The 15,337-nt window shown below is 73.1% G+C and carries 13 protein-coding genes and 1 pseudogene; 13 read left to right on the top strand and 1 reads right to left on the bottom strand.

Annotated elements, in window-relative coordinates:
• Positions 1-71 precede the first annotated feature (71 nt).
• On the bottom strand, positions 72-1,157 hold the full coding sequence (locus ACL02O_RS14990; protein ID WP_412818668.1) for a 3-deoxy-7-phosphoheptulonate synthase: 1,086 nt from the start codon (positions 1,155-1,157) through the stop codon (positions 72-74).
• 313 nt (positions 1,158-1,470) lie between these two features.
• Between ACL02O_RS14990 and ACL02O_RS14985 the strand changes: the two are divergent.
• The 13 genes and pseudogenes from ACL02O_RS14985 to ACL02O_RS14925 all read left to right on the top strand — a co-directional run bounded on the left by ACL02O_RS14985 (position 1,471) and on the right by ACL02O_RS14925 (position 15,208).
• Positions 1,471-2,620, top strand: a pseudogene (locus tag ACL02O_RS14985) (alkaline phosphatase PhoX).
• A 25-nt stretch (positions 2,621-2,645) separates the two neighbouring features.
• Positions 2,646-2,858, top strand: a complete 213-nt coding sequence (locus tag ACL02O_RS14980; protein ID WP_412818667.1) for a hypothetical protein — start codon at positions 2,646-2,648, stop codon at positions 2,856-2,858.
• Positions 2,859-2,963: 105 nt separating this feature from the next.
• Positions 2,964-4,256, top strand: a complete 1,293-nt coding sequence (locus tag ACL02O_RS14975; RefSeq protein WP_412818666.1) for a M16 family metallopeptidase — start codon at positions 2,964-2,966, stop codon at positions 4,254-4,256.
• Between the two features lie 85 nt (positions 4,257-4,341).
• Positions 4,342-5,688 carry a M16 family metallopeptidase gene (locus tag ACL02O_RS14970; RefSeq protein WP_412818665.1) on the top strand — a complete coding sequence of 449 codons (1,347 nt, stop codon included), beginning with the start codon at positions 4,342-4,344 and terminating at the stop codon, positions 5,686-5,688.
• A 265-nt stretch (positions 5,689-5,953) separates the two neighbouring features.
• Complete coding sequence (locus tag ACL02O_RS14965) at positions 5,954-6,982, top strand: aspartate-semialdehyde dehydrogenase (protein WP_412818664.1); 1,029 nt, start codon at positions 5,954-5,956, stop codon at positions 6,980-6,982.
• 201 nt (positions 6,983-7,183) lie between these two features.
• Positions 7,184-7,624, top strand: a complete 441-nt coding sequence (locus tag ACL02O_RS14960; RefSeq protein WP_412818663.1) for a PPOX class F420-dependent oxidoreductase — start codon at positions 7,184-7,186, stop codon at positions 7,622-7,624.
• A gap of 60 nt (positions 7,625-7,684) precedes the next feature.
• On the top strand, positions 7,685-8,101 hold the full coding sequence (locus ACL02O_RS14955; protein ID WP_412818662.1) for a CBS domain-containing protein: 417 nt from the start codon (positions 7,685-7,687) through the stop codon (positions 8,099-8,101).
• A 185-nt stretch (positions 8,102-8,286) separates the two neighbouring features.
• Positions 8,287-8,658 carry an SCP2 sterol-binding domain-containing protein gene (locus ACL02O_RS14950; protein ID WP_412818661.1) on the top strand — a complete coding sequence of 124 codons (372 nt, stop codon included), beginning with the start codon at positions 8,287-8,289 and terminating at the stop codon, positions 8,656-8,658.
• On the top strand, positions 8,658-10,718 hold the full coding sequence (locus tag ACL02O_RS14945) for an amylo-alpha-1,6-glucosidase (RefSeq protein ID WP_412818660.1): 2,061 nt from the start codon (positions 8,658-8,660) through the stop codon (positions 10,716-10,718). Before ACL02O_RS14950 ends, ACL02O_RS14945 begins: the two co-directional genes overlap by 1 nt.
• 226 nt (positions 10,719-10,944) lie before the next feature.
• On the top strand, positions 10,945-11,385 hold the full coding sequence (locus ACL02O_RS14940; RefSeq protein WP_412818659.1) for a hypothetical protein: 441 nt from the start codon (positions 10,945-10,947) through the stop codon (positions 11,383-11,385).
• A 13-nt stretch (positions 11,386-11,398) separates the two neighbouring features.
• Positions 11,399-12,814, top strand: a complete 1,416-nt coding sequence (locus tag ACL02O_RS14935; RefSeq protein WP_412818658.1) for a hypothetical protein — start codon at positions 11,399-11,401, stop codon at positions 12,812-12,814.
• 10 nt (positions 12,815-12,824) lie between these two features.
• Entirely contained in the window at positions 12,825-14,243 is a 1,419-nt protein-coding gene (mycP, locus tag ACL02O_RS14930) for a type VII secretion-associated serine protease mycosin (RefSeq protein ID WP_412818657.1), read from the top strand.
• A 245-nt stretch (positions 14,244-14,488) separates the two neighbouring features.
• Positions 14,489-15,208 (top strand): TIGR03936 family radical SAM-associated protein, encoded by a 720-nt coding sequence (locus ACL02O_RS14925; RefSeq protein ID WP_412818669.1) that lies wholly within the window; start codon positions 14,489-14,491, stop codon positions 15,206-15,208.
• The last annotated feature ends 129 nt before the right edge of the window (positions 15,209-15,337 follow it).

Genomic DNA, 15,337 nt, shown 5'->3' with positions numbered 1-15,337 from the left:
CCCCCTCCCCCCCCCCCCCCCCCTCCCCCCCCGGGCGGCGCCGTGCTCTGTCCGTCGCACGGGTGGCTGGGTCACGCGGGGGCGGGCAGGGTGGCGCGGCGGGCGCGGACCGCGGCGGCCAGCTGGTCGAGGACCTCGGCGGTGGTGTCCCAGCCAAGGCAGGCGTCGGTGACCGACTTGCCGTACTCCAGCTCGCGGGTGGGGTCGAGGTCCTGCCGGCCGGGCTGGAGGAAGCTCTCCAGCATGACGCCGACGATGCCGCGCTGGCCGGCGGCGAGCTGGGCCGCGACGTCCGCGGCGACCAGCGGCTGGTTCCGGTGGTCCTTTCCGCTGTTGGCGTGGCTGGCGTCGATCACCACGCGCTCCGGCAGCCCGGCCGCCCGGAGCAGGTCCAGCGCGCCGGCCACCGACGCCGCGTCGTAGTTGGGCCGGCCGCCTCCGCCGCGCAGCACCAGGTGGCCGTCGGCGTTGCCCCGGGTGTGCATGATCGCCGGAGTGCCGGAGACGTCGATGCCGGGGAAGACGTGCGGCACGCCCGCCGCCCGGATGGCGTCCACCGCGGTGGAGATGCTGCCGTCGGGGCGGTTCTTCATGCCGATCGGCATGGACAGCCCGGAGGCGAGCTGCCGGTGCACCTGACTCTCCACGGTCCGGGCGCCGATCGCCCCCCAGGCGACCGTGTCGGCGATGTACTGCGGGGTGATCGGGTCGAGGAACTCGCAGCCCACCGGCAACCCGAGGCGCAGCACGTCGAGCAGGAGCGCCCGCGCGGTACGCAGACCGGTGTTGACGTCGCCGGAGCCGTCCAGCCCCGGGTCGTTGATCAGCCCCTTCCAGCCCACCGTCGAGCGTGGCTTCTCGAAGTAGACCCGCATCACCACCAGCAGGTCGTCGGCGAGCCGGTCGGCGACCCCACGCAGCCGGCCCGCGTAGTCGAGGGCGGCGGCGGGGTCGTGCACCGAGCACGGGCCGACCACGACCAGCAGGCGGTCGTCGGCCCGGTCCAGCACCCGGCCGACGGCACGTCGACCGGCCACCACCGCCTGCGCGAGCGGGGCCTCCAGGGGCAGGTGGTGGTGCAGCAGGGCCGGGGTGGTCAGCGGCACGACACGATCGATCCGCTGGTCGATGACCCGATGTGCGTCCGGGGTCGTCACGGTGGGCTTCCTTCCGCCGACCGTGCCCCGGGGCCGGCGCCCGAGGTCGAGCCGGCTGCTCGTACACGAATGGGCAGGGAGAATCCCTGCCCGGCCGGCTCGAAGAGGGGTGACGTCAGATCATGGTCGAGTCACCGGCTCCTCCAGCCGGCTGCCTAAACCATCGATACGACCGCGTCACGGCGGGAAGCTTACCCGACGCGACGGATCGGGCTCACTGCGTCGTCGGGAAAGTCTCGCCTCGCGTTCACACCCGTCGATGAACCGGACGGTAGTTTCATCGGCACCGAACGCTTCCTCAGGAAGTCTGCGAATGGACCGTCGTACCGTCCTGCGCGCCACCGTCGCCGGTGCCGCCGCCTTCTCCGGCAGCCTCTGGGCGGGCGCCGCCCTGGCCGTCCCCGCGCAGCCCGGGGTCGGCCCGTACGGGTCGCTGGGCAGCGCCGACGCCAACGGGATCCAACTCCCGGCGGGCTTCACCAGCCGGGTGATCGCCCGGTCCCGACAGGTGGTCGCGGGCACCTCGTACGCCTGGCACGACGCCCCCGACGGGGGTGCCTGCTTCGCCGCCGGCTCCGGCTGGATCTACGTCTCGAATTCCGAGATCTCGACCACCGGGGGGCCTCCGCGGTGTGGTTCAACGCCGACGGAACAATTTCCTCCGCGTACCGGATCCTGGGAGACACGAACCGGAACTGCGCCGGTGAGGCGACCCCGTGGGGCACCTGGCTCTCCTCCGAGGAGGTCAGCCGGGGGTACGTCTACGAGACCTGGCCGCAGGGCGGCACCGCGGCGGTCCGCCGGCCGGCGATGGGGCGCTTCACCCACGAGGCCACCGCGGCGGATCCGGACCGCAAGGTGATTTACCTGACCGAGGACGAGACCGACGGCTGCCTCTACCGGTTCCGGCCGACGGCCTGGGGCGACCTGTCCAGCGGCACGCTGGAGGTGCTGGTGGCCGGCACCGCCACCAGCGGCCCGGTGAGCTGGACGCGGGTCCCGACCCGGACGGCTCGCCCACCCACACCCGGCACCAGGTCTCCGGCGCGAAGAAGTTCAACGGCGGCGAGGGCGCCTGGTACGCCGACGGGACGTGCTGGTTCACCACCAAGGGCGACAACCGGGTCTGGGCGTACGACGCGGTCAACCAGCGGATCGACCTGGCGTACGACGACTCGCTGGTGGTGGGCGGGTCGGCGCCGCTCACCGGGGTCGACAACATCACCGGCTCGGCGTACGGCGACCTCTACGTCGCCGAGGACGGCGGCAACATGGAGATCGTCCTGATCACCCCGGACGCCGTCGTCACACCCTCTCTGAGAGTCACCGGTCAGAGCGCCTCGGAGATCACCGGACCGGTCTTCGCCCCGGACGGCAGCCGGCTCTACTTCTCCTCCCAGCGCGGCACCAGCGGCTCCTCCTCGGGCGGGATCACCTACGAGGTGCGAGGCCCGTTCCGCTGAGCCCCCAGGGGGGTATGGGGACGGCATGAGTCACGAGCAGAGCGACCAGGAGCGGATCGAGTCCCGCGCCCACCTGCTACCCGAGGAGAAGGCGGTGGGCAGCGACGACGCCGAGGCGCAGGCCGACGCGATCCTCACCGAATCGGACATCCGGGAGGACCGGAACGTCGCCCAGGACACCACCCTGGAGCACCGGACCTCCGACCAGACCGTGACCCCCGCCGAGCCGCCGGACTGACCGGGCGGGCGTACGGCCGCGCGAGCCGGTGCGGACACGGCGTCCGGACGGACGCGTGTCCGCGCTCGTCCCCTTCCCGACCGCGAGATCGGATAGCGTCGTGCCATGCCCGACAGCGGTTACCCCTGGCCGATCGAGACGACCCGACTGGACAACGGCCTGCGCGTGGTGGTGAGCGAGGACCGCACCGCCCCCGCCGTCGCCGTCAACCTCTGGTACGACGTGGGTTCCCGGCACGAGCCGGGGGGTCAGACCGGCTTCGCCCACCTCTTCGAGCACCTGATGTTCGAGGGTTCGGTGAACGTGGCGAAGACCGAGCACATGAAGCTCATCCAGGGTTCCGGCGGTTCGCTGAACGCCACCACCAACCCGGACCGGACGAACTACTTCGAGACGGTCCCGGCCGAGCACCTGGAGCTGGCGCTCTGGCTGGAGGCCGACCGGATGGGCGGCCTGGTGCCGGCGCTGACCCGGGAGACGCTGGACAACCAGCGGGACGTGGTCAAGAACGAGCGCCGCCAGCGCTACGAGAACGTCCCCTACGGCGACGCGTGGCTGCGGCTGCTGCCGCTGCTCTACCCGCCCGGCCACCCGTACCACCACGCGACGATCGGATCGATGGCCGACCTGAACGCCGCCGACCTGCCCACCTTCCAGGGGTTCCACACCACCTACTACGCGCCGAACAACGCGGTCCTCACCGTGGTCGGCGACACCACGGCCGCCGAGGTGTTCGCGCTGGCCGACAAGTACTTCGGCGCCATCCCGCCGCGCGAGGAGATCCCCGCCGCGCCGGACGGGCGGACCGTACCGGCGACCGGGCGACCGGCGGTGGAGACGGTCACCGCCGACGTGCCCGCGCCGCGCGTGTACGTCGCGCATCGCACCCACCCGTTCGGCACCACCGGGTACGACGTGACCACGGTGCTCGCCACCGTGCTGGGCAGTGGCCGGGGCAGCCGGCTCTACCAGCGCCTCGCCGACGGCGAGCGGATCGCCCAGCCGGACCTGATCGGGGCGTACGGGGTGGACCTGAAGCACGGCCCGGCCCCGCTGATCGCCACCGCCACCGCGCGCCCCGGGATCGAGGCCGAGCGGCTGCGTACCGGGCTGTACGAGGTGATCGACGAGCTGGCCACCGTGCCGGTGACCGCCGCCGAGCTGGACCGGGCCAAGGCGCTGCTGAGCACGCTGTGGTGGCGGCACATGTCCACGGTGGACGGCCGGGCCGACACCCTGGGCCGGTACACCACCCAGTTCGGCGACCCGGCGAAGGCGGGGGAGCGGCTCCCCGCCTGGCTCGCGGTCACCGCCGAACAGATTGCGGAGCAGGCCGCCGAACTGCTCGGCACCGCCGACCGGGTGACCCTGACCTACCTGCCCGAGGAGAGCCGGTGAGCGCGAGGAGTGAGCGGCCCGACCCGGGCGTGGGGCGCGACCGCGAGCAGGCGAGCCCCGCAGCCGCGAACGAGAGGAAGCTCCCATGACGCTCATCGCCACCCGTCCCGGTCCGGGGCTAGCCCGCCCGTACCGGTTCCCGCAGGTGGTCCGCCGGGCCGTCGCCGGTGGTCAGGTCGTCGCCGCCCACCTGCCCGGGCAGAACCTGGCGGTCGCGCTGCTGCTCCTCGACGCCGGCGCGGTCCGGGAGCCGGTCGGCAAGGAGGGGCTCGGCGGGGTGCTCGCCAAGGCCCTGGAGGAGGGCACCGCGCAGCGGGACGCCACCGCGTACGCCCTGGCCATCGAGGCGCTCGGGACCGAGCTGGTGACCGGGCTGGACTGGGACTCCTTCCAGGTCAGCGTGCAGGTTCCGGTGGACCGGCTGAGCGCCGCGGTGGAGCTGCTCGCCGAGGCGGTCCGGACGCCCCGGCTCGACCCGGCGGACGTGCTGCGGGTCCGCGACGACGAGGCGACGGCCCTGCGGATGGACTGGGCCAACCCTGGCCCCCGGGCGGACGCGGTGCTGCGCGCCGACCTGTTCGGCGCGGACAACCGTTGGGGTCGGCCGATGTACGGCGACCCGCAGAGCGTCGCCGGCCTGGACGTGGACGACGTGACGGTCTTCCACTCGGAGTGGTTCATCCGCCCGGGGACGCTGATCGTCGCCGGCGACCTGGACCGGCTGGACCTGGACGCGCTCGGCGCGGCGGCGTTCGCCGGCACCGGAGGCGGGCCGGTGGACAAGGGCGGCCCGATCGAGGTCTCCCTGCCCGCGGGGCGGAAGGTCATCCTGGTCGACCGGCCCGGCTCGGTGCAGTCCACGCTCCGCCTCGGGCATCCCGCGCCGTACCGGGCCCACCCGGACCACGTGCCGATCACGCTCGCCGGGACGGTGCTCGGCGGGGCGTTCACCTCCCGGCTCAACCACCTGATCCGGGAGGTGCACGGCTACACGTACGGCATCCGCGGCGACTTCGCCTCGTCCCGCCGGTTCGGCCGGTTCGCGGTCAGCTCCGGGGTGCAGACCGCGGTGACCGCGCCGGCACTGGTCGAGGCGGTCGGCGAGGTCTCGCGTACCCGGTTGACCGGGGTGACCGAGGAGGAGCTGGCGGTGGCCCGCTCGTGGCGGGCCGGTCAGCTCTCGGTCGAGCTGCAGAGCCCGCGCGCGATCGCCTCGGCGCTGACCACGCTGGTGGTGCACGACCTGCCGGACGACTACCACGCCCGGCTGCGCGAGTCGCTGCTCGCCGCGACGGTCGACGAGGTCTCCGCGGCGGCGGCGACCCACCTGCACCCGGACTCGCTCACCCTGGTGGTGGAGGGCGACTCGGCGGTCATCCGGGACGAGCTGGTGGCCGCCGGGCTCGGCGAGGTCGTCGACCACACCCCCTGAGGCCGGGCCGCCCGGCAGATTCGGGCGACATGGCGGTTCCGGGATGTGATTCCGGTCGCGTCGCCCGGTCGCCGGTGACGCGGGAGGCCGTGCGAATGCTCCGGCGACGCGGCCCGACAGCGGGTGATCCTCCGGGTCAACCGGCCCGTAAACGCTGTCGTTGCAGCTCGCCGGCCGCGCGACGCCGTCGGCCGGGGCGGGCCGTCGGCCGGTGCGGTGGGAAAGCCTTCCCGGTCGGTCCGCCCGGCTGGGTAGCCTCGCGGGCATGAGGATCGGCATTGTGGGAGCCACCGGCCAGGTCGGTGGCGTGATGCGGCAGGTGCTGGCGGAGCGCGACTTCCCGGCGGAGCAGGTGCGGCTGTTCGCCTCGGCGCGGTCGGCCGGCCGGACGCTGCCCTGGCGGGACGGTGAGGTCACGGTCGAGGACGCGGCCACCGCGGACTACCAGGGCCTGGACATCGTGCTCTTCTCGGCGGGCAAGGGCACCGCCAAGGAGCTGGCGCCCCGGGTCGCCGAGTCCGGCGCGGTCGTCATCGACAACTCGTCCGCGTTCCGGATGGACCCGCAGGTGCCGCTGGTGGTCGCCGAGGTCAACCCGCACGCCATCGCCGACCGGCCCAAGGGCATCGTGGCCAACCCGAACTGCACCACCATGGCCGCCATGCCGGTGCTGCGCCCGCTGCACCGGGAGGCCGAGCTGGTCAGCCTGGTGGTGTCGACGTACCAGGCGGTCTCCGGTGCCGGCCTGGCCGGCGTGGCCGAGCTGGACGAGCAGGTCCGCAAGGTGGCAGATCAGGCGCACGCTCTGACCCACAACGGCCAGGCGGTCGAGGGATGGCCAGCGCCCAACGTGTTCGCCCGCCCGATCGCCTTCAACGTGCTCCCGCTCGCCGGCTCGATCGTCGACGACGGCTCCTTCGAGACCGACGAGGAGCAGAAGCTGCGCAACGAGAGCCGCAAGATCCTGGAGATCCCCGGGCTGAAGGTTTCCGGCACCTGCGTGCGGGTGCCGGTCTTCACCGGCCACTCGCTCCAGATCAACGCCCGCTTCGCCCAGCCGGTCAGCCCGGCCCGTGCCCGCGAGCTGCTGGACGGCGCGCCCGGTGTGGCGTTGTCGGACGTGCCGACCCCGCTGCAGGCGGCCGGCCAGGACCCGACGTACGTGGGGCGGATCCGGGCGGACGAGACGGTCGAGAACGGGCTGGCCCTGTTCTGCTCCAGCGACAACCTGCGCAAGGGCGCGGCGCTCAACGCCGTCCAGCTGGCCGAGCTGGTCGCCGCCGAGCGCCGCTGAGCCGGCGTCGGACGACATGTCCGGGAGGCACGTTCCCGGCTTTCCGGACATGTCGTTCGCCGGCGCCGGCGGTGGCCCGCGGTTGGCGGCCGCGCCGACACGACACCCGCGGTCCCGCCGGGCCGGGGACTCGCGGGGCGGCCCCCGCTGCGGTGGGATGGGAGGGCAGCCATCACCATGCGTCGACCCGGGAGGCCCATCATGGCGGACGAGCGGACCCAGCAGGCCCTGACCGAGCTCATCGCGAGCCGGTGGCTCGGCGTGCTCGCCACCCTCAAACGCGACGGCCGGCCCCAACTGTCCAACGTGGTCTACTCCTTCGACCGGGAGCGGGGGCTGATCCGGGTCTCCGTCACCGACGGGCGGGCCAAGACCGCCAACCTGCGGCGTGACCCCCGGGCCAGCTTCCACGTCAGCAGCGAGGACGGCTGGGCGTACGCGGTGGCGGAGGCGCGGGCCGAATTGACCCCGGTGGCGCAGCGGCCGGACGACCCGACGGTCGAGGAGTTGGTCGGGCTCTACCGGGCGGTGCAGGGCGAACACCCGGACTGGGGCGACTTCCGGCGGGCCATGGTCGCCGACCGCCGTCTCGTGCTGCGCCTGCACGTCGAACGGGTCTACGGCGCGCCTCCACGCGGCTGACGCGGTTACCCGGGCGGGGGCGGCGGGTAGACGGCGGTGCCGACACCGAGAGGGGGCTCCATGACAACGGTCGGAGAGTTCATGACGACCCGGTTGGTGACGATGGACGGCAACGACACCCTCACCGCCGCGGCCCAGGAGATGCGCGACAGCGCCATCGGCGACGTGGTGGTGACCGAGGGTGACAACGTGGTCGGCATCGTCACGGACCGGGACATCACGGTCCGGGGCGTCGCCGAGAACATGGACCCGAACACCACCACGCTCAACCAGATCACCAGCAAGGACGTGGTGACGGTGAGCCAGTACGACGACGCGGTCGCCGCCGCCGACCTGATGCGGACGTACGCCGTCCGGCGGCTGCCGGTGATCGACGACGGCCGCCTGGTGGGGCTGGTCTCGATGGGTGACCTCGCCGTCGAGCGGGAACCCCAGTCGGTGCTCGCCGACATCAGCGCCGACGAACCCAACAACTGAGCTGCCCGCCGCGGTGCGCCGACCTCCGGTCCGGGGGTCGGCGTTTCGCGTCCGCCCGGTCGACCGGCCCCGGGCCGACCGTCACCACCAGGCGACTCACCCGAACCGGGCGAGGTTGACCCCGTACCCGGTGGGGACCCCTCCTCGGACGCCGCACGCCGCGGATCGCGGGAGGAGTGGAGCCGATGGTGGACGCGACCACGAGGTTCTTCGAGGACCTCGACCGGCGGGGGTTCGAGCCCCTGCTGGCGAAGACCGCCGGAACCCTGCGTTTCGACCTGCACGAGGGGGCGCAGACGACGCACTGGCTGCTGCAGATCGACCGGGGCAACCTCCAGGTCCGGCAGGAGGACCGGGAGGCCGACACGGTGGTGGGGACCGGCCCCCGGCTCTTCGGTGAGCTGGTCACCGGGCAGGAGAACGCCATCGCCGCCCTGCTGCGCGGCGACATGACCGTGTCGGGCGACCTGCGACTGGTGCTCCAGGTCGAACGGATCTTTCCCGGCCCGTCGGACGCCCGGGGGCCGCACCACGCGTTCCGGCGGGAGGGACTCTGATGACCGACACCAACACCGTCCGGATCCTCGACGGCAACACCTTCGTGGTCTCCGAGGACACCGGGGACATCGAGGCGACCCCGACCGAGCCGACCGGGCTCTTCTCCATCGACACCCGGTTCCTGTCCCGCTGGGTGCTGACCGTCAACGGTGAGCGGCTCAACGCCCTCTCGTACGACGACCTCCAGTACTACGAGGCCCGCTTCTTCCTGGTCCCCGGCATGGCCACGCACTATGTCGACGCCAAGCTGTCGATCATCCGGGAGCGGGCGGTGGGAGGCAGCTTCCGCGAGACGCTGACCATCCTCAACCACGACGAGAAGGCGGTCGACCTGGAGGTGCGGATGGACGCGGCCTCCGACTTCGCCGACCTCTTCCAGGTCAAGGACGAGATCCTGAACAAGAAGGGCGAGATCTACACCGAGGTCGAGGGGGACCGGCTGCGGCTGGGTTACCGGCGTGGGAACTTCCGGCGCGAGACCGTCATCTCCTCGTCCCAGCCCGCCCGGTACGACCGCGACGGCTTCGCCTTCACCATCCACCTGGAACCCAACGAGCAGTGGGACGCCGCCATCGACGTGCAGACCTCCGCGGTCGGCCCGGGCGGTCGGGACCTCCGGTTGGGGTTGCGCGAGCACGGCGCCGAGCGGCTGGCCCTCCAGCACGACCTGGACGAGTGGGTCGCCCGGGCGCCCAAGGTGAACACCGAGCACGAGCAGCTCGCCTCGACGTACCAGCGCTGCCTGGTCGACCTGGCGGCGCTGCGCTTCTCGCCGCTCTCCCTTGGCGGCCAGACGCTGCCGGCGGCCGGCCTGCCCTGGTTCATGACCATGTTCGGCCGGGACAGCGTCTTCACCTGCCTGCAGGTGCTGCCGTTCGCCCCGGGCATGTCCAAGACCACGCTGCGGATCCTCGCCGCGTTGCAGGGCACCCGGTTCGACGACTTCCGCGACGAGGACCCGGGCCGCATCCTGCACGAGATGCGGTACGGCGAGACGGCCGCCTTCGAGGAGCAGCCGCACTCGCCGTACTACGGCTCGGTGGACGCCACGCCGCTGTTCGTGGTGCTGCTCGACGAGTACGAGAAGTGGACCGGCGACGTCGCGCTGGTCAAGGAGTTGGAACGGGAGTGCCGGGCGGCGCTGCACTGGATGGACGACTACGCCGACCTGGTCGGCAACGGCTACATCTGGTACGAGCGCCGCAACACCGACACCGGCCTGGAGAACCAGTGCTGGAAGGACTCCTGGGACTCGATCTCGTACTCCGACGGCATGCTGCCGCCGTTCCCCCGGGCCACCTGTGAGGTGCAGGGGTACGCGTACGACGCGAAGATGCGGGCCGCCCGGCTGGCCCGGGAGTTCTGGGACGACCCGGCGTACGCCGACCAGCTGGAGCGGGAGGCCGCGGCGCTGAAGGAGCGGTTCAACCGGGACTGGTGGGTGGAGGACGGCGAGTTCTACGCCCTCGCCCTGGACCCGAACGGCCGGCAGTGCGACGTGCTCAGCTCCAACGTCGGGCACCTGCTGTGGAGCGGCATCGTCGCCGACGACCGGGCGGCGAAGATCGCCGAGCACCTGGTCGGGCCCCGGCTCTGGTCCGGCTGGGGGGTGCGCACCCTGGCCGAGGGCGAGGTCCGCTACAACCCGATCGGCTACCACAACGGCACGATCTGGCCGTTCGACAACTCCTTCATCGCGTGGGGGCTGCGCCGGTACGGCTTCGCCGAGGAGGCCGCCACCATCGCCAGCGGCATTCTGGACGCGGCGAGATACTTCGACGGCCGGCTGCCGGAGGCGTTCGGCGGCTACCGGCGGGAGCTGACCAAGTTCCCGGTGGAGTACCCGACCGCGTGCAGCCCGCAGGCCTGGTCCACGGGCACCCCGCTGCTGCTGATCCGGACCATGCTGGGGCTCGAGCCGCACGAGGGGCACCTGGCGGTCGACCCGCGGCTGCCCGCCGGCATGGGGCGGATCGAGGTGCTCGACATCCCGGGCCGGTGGGGCCGGGTGGACGCGTTCGCCCGGGGGCGGCTGGATCTGCACAACCCGGCCGGCTGAGGGCCGCCGTCGGGGGGGGGGGGGGGGAGGGGAGAAAGGGGGGAGGGGGGGGGGGGTGAGGGCCCCCCCCCCCCCCCCCCTTCCCCCCCCGCTCCGTCGTATCCGGGACGGCTCGTCCGGCCGACGTTCCCGTCACGTGGGGTGGGGGTGCTTCGACTGGCCGTCACTCGATACGCTGCGTCCGTATTGGACCGACCGGCGGGTCGGCAGCGGGGAGGGCAGCAGCATGGGTGACATCAGGCCGCCGGACACCGGCGATCTGCACGTCAGCGTCGAGGACCTGGACGCCGCGGCGGACTACGTCGAGCGCTTGAGGCAGTACGTCGACGACACCATCAGCTACGAGATGGAACGCATCAAGGAGCGGATGAAGGGCGACAGCAACAACGCGCAGGCCGTGCCGAACGGCACCCCCTTCGGCGCGTATGAGGACGCCCGGATGCAGTGGCAGGCGTTGACCAGGTCGACGGCCAACATGGAGCAGCATCTCAAGGCCCTCTCCACCAAACTCGCCGCGCTGAAGAAGGGCACCGAGGACATCGCCCAGGCGTTCCGCGACACCGAGGCACGCAACGCCGCCAACGGCAAGCAGATCGAGCGGATGCTGGAGTCCGCCACGCCGCCGCCGAGCACGGGCGGCGAGCCCACCTATCCGTACCCGGCCTGAGGGGAAGACGGTCATGGCAGGAGGAACCTGGGAGCGGTGCGTCCGCGAGGTGACGCTGGCGGCGGACCCGGAGACCGTGGGTTCGGTCGGCGTGGGGTGGAACAGCCTCTCCACCGGTCTCGGCTACCTGCGGGACGCGTTGGTCGGGCGGTCCTTCGTCGGCCCGATTGCGTCGGGCACGGAGCGCCCGCACACCGGCGGCCTGCCCGCGATGCTGGCCGGCTGGAAGGGCAGCGGCGGTGACGCGTACCGGGAGCACCTCGGTGACATCGGCAAGGACATCGAGGAGCTGATCACCCACGCGAGCAACGTCAGCGGGGCGCTGTCGCGCATCGAGGGGGACATCCGCACATCGGTCGCCAGCATCCCGATCCCGCTGATGGACGACTTCGGGTGGAACGAGTGGAGCCTGCCCAACGGCACGGAGCTCGACGACGCCCGGGACGGTGAGAGCACCTCCGGCTTCCTCGCCGCGCTGCGCAAGGACTACCAGAGCAACCCGGCGTCGTACGCCGACGGCGCGTTCCGCGACAAGGCCGACGACCTCGAAGCGACCATGAAGATCGACGGCAACGCCGACGACCACAAGCGGGGAGGTTGGTGGGACACCAAGTCCCACCTGGACAACTGGTACCGGGACAACCAGAACGTGGCCAACACCGCCATGTCGCCGCTGCCCACCGCCGTGGAGACCGAGCGGCCCCGGCTGGTCGTACCGCCACCGACCGGTGCCAGCACCGACGGCTACCGGCCGGACGACCGCACCCCGCCGTCCGGGTACCCGGGCGGGGGTGGTGGCGGCGGCTTCGGCGGCGGAGGCGGCGCACCCAACCTCGGCAGCACGGGCATCGGCGGTGGCGGCGGCTCCTTCGGCGGCGGGAGCTCCTCCGTCGCGCCGCCCTCCACCGGTGGCAACTTCGGCAGCGGCGGTGCCGGTTCCGTCACGCCGCCGGCCGCCGGCGCCCCCGGCAGCGCAGGGCAGGACTACGGCAGCGGCCTCGCCGGTGCCGGCACCCCGGCGATCGGCAGCGGGTACGGCAGCGGCCCTGGCCTCGGCGGCTCCCCCGGGCTCGGCGGCGGTGGCGGTCTCAGCGGCGGGATCGGCGGTGGTGTCGGCGCGGCCGGCGGCCTCGGCGGCGGCGGGGTCGGCTCGGCGGGTGGCATCGGCGTGGGCGGCATCCCCGGCATGGTCGGCGGGGGCAACGGCAAGGTGCCGCCGATGACCAGTGCGGCCAACGCACTGCGCAACGCGACCGGCGCCGGTGCCGGCGCGAACGGCCTCCGCGGCGGCATGATGGGCGGCGGCATGATGGGCGGTCATGGCGGCGCCGGGCACGGCGGCGCCGGCACCGAGCACTCGTCGTGGTTGACTGAGGACGACGATCCGTGGGGCACCGGTGACGCCGCGTCCCCGGGCATCCTGCGATGAGGATGGACGGATGAGGTTCAACAACGTCGGCACGCTCCGGCCGGTGGTGGCCGGCCTGATGGCGGGGCTCGTGGTGCTGGGGGCCGCTCAACCGTCGGCCGCCGCGCCTCGCCGGGCCGAGCAGTGGTACCTGGACGAGCTCCGCATCGACCAGGCGCACAAGCTCTCCACCGGCCGGGGCGTGCTGATCGCGGTGGTGGACACCGGTGTCGACGGCTCCCACCCGGACATCGCCGGCCGGCTCGTCCCGGGCGGCCGTACCGACGGCCGGGGCGGCGACGGCCGGACCGACCCGGACGGCCACGGCACCCACATGGCCGGCATCATCGCCGCCACCGGCGCGGCCCGGGACGGGGTGGTGGGCATCGCCCCGGCCGCGAAGATCCTGCCGGTCGGCATCAACGCCGACAAACGGGGCGGCATCACCGCCGAGGCCTCCGCCGCCGGCATCCGGCTGGCCACCGACCGCGGGGCCAAGGTGATCAACCTGTCCTACACCACCATGGGTGTCGCCTCCGACGAAGTACAGCAGGCGATCCGGTACGCCCTGGACCGGGACGCCGTCGTGGTGGCCGGCTCCGGCAACACCGCGCTGGGCCACGACCAGGTCGGCATCCCGGCCAACATCCCCGGCGTGATCGCGGTGACCGGCACGACCCGAGGCGGCGCCTTCTGGTCCGGCTCGGTGCAGGGCCCGGAGGCGGTGGTGTCCGCACCGGCCGACAGCATCTACAACATCGGACCCGACCACAGCTACGGCTGGGGCGACGGCACCTCGGACGCCACCGCGATCGTCTCCGGCATCGCGGCGCTGATCCGGTCGAAGTACCCGGACCTCGACGCGCCGAACGTGATCAACCGGATCATCCGCACGGCCCGGGACGCCGGCCCGCCCGGCCGGGACCCGCAGTACGGCTTCGGCCGGATCGACCCGGTCGCGGCGCTGACCAAGAACGTGCCGACGGTCTCCGCGAACCCGCTGCTCGACGCCAAGTCGGCCGGCCCGGCCGCACCGCAGGCGGGCGAGGACGACAACTTCGACGTGACCCGGTACGGCGACCGGGGCGGCCCCACCGACCAGCAGGTCATGGTGATCGGCATCGGGATCGCCGTGGTGCTGGTGATCCTGCTGGGGCTGGCGTTCTTCCTGATCTGGAACCGGCGCCGGTACCGCCGCGACGCGGCCCGGGCGGCCGATGTCCCGGACCAGGTGCTCGACCGGATGGCCGCCGAGAGCCACCCGCCGGTCCCGGCCGGCCACGGCTCGCCGGGCGCGCCCCCCGGCCAGGGCGGCTACGGGCCACCGGGCGGTGGCTATCCGCCGCCGGGTCCGGGCGGTTACGCCCCACCTTCCGGCTACCCGCCCCCGCCGGGCGCGCCGCCCGCCCCGCCGGGGACGTACCCGCCGCCGGGCGGGAACCGATCCTGATCGTCGTGGCCGGCCGGGTGACCTGCGCGTCACCGGCCGGCCACCGGCGTGTTCCGGGGTGGGCGGGAACGACCCCGCCGGCCGGTTTCGACCGGCTTTTCGGCCGCCGCGGCGGCCCCGGGTGCGTACCGCCGGGGGCGCTGCGCCAGGATGGGGCGGACACGCAGGTAGCACCCGAGGAGTTCACGATCGCCAGAAAGCCTCAACCCGAGGGCGGCCAGGCACCGGTCGTCCAGCGGGTCCGGATCCGGTACGCCAAGCGCGGGCCGCTGCGGTTCACCTCGCACCGGGACTTCGCCCGGGCCTTCGAGCGCGCCCTGCGCCGGGCCGGCGTACCGATCGCCTTCTCCCAGGGCTTCACCCCGCACCCCAAGATCTCGTACGCCTCCGCCGCGCCGACCGGGGTGGCCAGCGAGGCCGAGTACCTGGAGATCGGCCTGCGCGAGCCGGTCGAGCCGGAGCAGCTGCGGCAGGCCCTGGACGCCGCCCTCTCGCCCGGCCTCGACCTGCTCGACGCCGTGGAGGCCACCGGCGGCAGCCTCGCCGACCGGATCGAGGCGTCCCGGTGGCGGATCGAGCTGCCCGAGGTCGACCCGGCCCTGGCCGAGCAGGCGGTGGCGGCGTTCCGCGCCGCCGGCGAGATCCAGGTCGAGCGGATGACCAAGCAGGGACGCCGGACGTTCGACGCCCGCGGGGCCGTCATCGACATCGATGTGGTGCCGGAGTCGGAGACGCCTTCCGGGGCGGCGGCCGTACCGTGTGCGATACTCGAAGTGGTCGTGCGGCAGGTCACCCCCTCCGTACGGCCCGATGACGTCCTTTCCGGCCTCCGCGTGGTGGCCGCCCTGGAGCCGCCGGTCGCCCCGCGGGTGATCCGGCTGGCGCAGGGCACGCTGACCGCGCAGGGCGAGATCGTCGATCCGTTGGATGCGGATCGCGACGGGGCAGCCATCGGAGAGCGCTGACCGACGGTCAGCGCTCTGGCAGGCAGACTTCGGCGGTCGCGCGCCTGCGCGCCCGGCGGAAACACCTTTTGCGGCGACCCTGCGTGGCAGCGCTCACCCGCGCCCGGGGCAGCCAGAACTGGAGAACGT

This window comes from Micromonospora mangrovicola (assembly GCF_047200535.1).
Classification (GTDB): domain Bacteria; phylum Actinomycetota; class Actinomycetes; order Mycobacteriales; family Micromonosporaceae; genus Micromonospora.
Note: the sequence above shows the minus strand (reverse complement) of the source record. Positions and strands in the feature narration are given on the sequence as shown.

Excerpts from the sequence above, each read along its gene's own strand:
- ACL02O_RS14980 (WP_412818667.1), top strand. The coding sequence starts at position 2,646 with ATGAGTCACGAGCAGAGCGACCAGGAGCGGATCGAGTCCCGCGCCCAC.
- ACL02O_RS14950 (WP_412818661.1), top strand. The coding sequence starts at position 8,287 with ATGGTGGACGCGACCACGAGGTTCTTCGAGGACCTCGACCGGCGGGGG.
- ACL02O_RS14940 (WP_412818659.1), top strand. The coding sequence starts at position 10,945 with ATGGGTGACATCAGGCCGCCGGACACCGGCGATCTGCACGTCAGCGTC.
- ACL02O_RS14970 (WP_412818665.1), top strand. The coding sequence starts at position 4,342 with ATGACGCTCATCGCCACCCGTCCCGGTCCGGGGCTAGCCCGCCCGTAC.
- ACL02O_RS14965 (WP_412818664.1), top strand. The coding sequence starts at position 5,954 with ATGAGGATCGGCATTGTGGGAGCCACCGGCCAGGTCGGTGGCGTGATG.
- mycP (WP_412818657.1), top strand. The coding sequence starts at position 12,825 with ATGAGGTTCAACAACGTCGGCACGCTCCGGCCGGTGGTGGCCGGCCTG.
- ACL02O_RS14935 (WP_412818658.1), top strand. The coding sequence starts at position 11,399 with ATGGCAGGAGGAACCTGGGAGCGGTGCGTCCGCGAGGTGACGCTGGCG.
- ACL02O_RS14960 (WP_412818663.1), top strand. The coding sequence starts at position 7,184 with ATGGCGGACGAGCGGACCCAGCAGGCCCTGACCGAGCTCATCGCGAGC.
- ACL02O_RS14945 (WP_412818660.1), top strand. The coding sequence starts at position 8,658 with ATGACCGACACCAACACCGTCCGGATCCTCGACGGCAACACCTTCGTG.
- ACL02O_RS14975 (WP_412818666.1), top strand. The coding sequence starts at position 2,964 with ATGCCCGACAGCGGTTACCCCTGGCCGATCGAGACGACCCGACTGGAC.
- ACL02O_RS14955 (WP_412818662.1), top strand. The coding sequence starts at position 7,685 with ATGACAACGGTCGGAGAGTTCATGACGACCCGGTTGGTGACGATGGAC.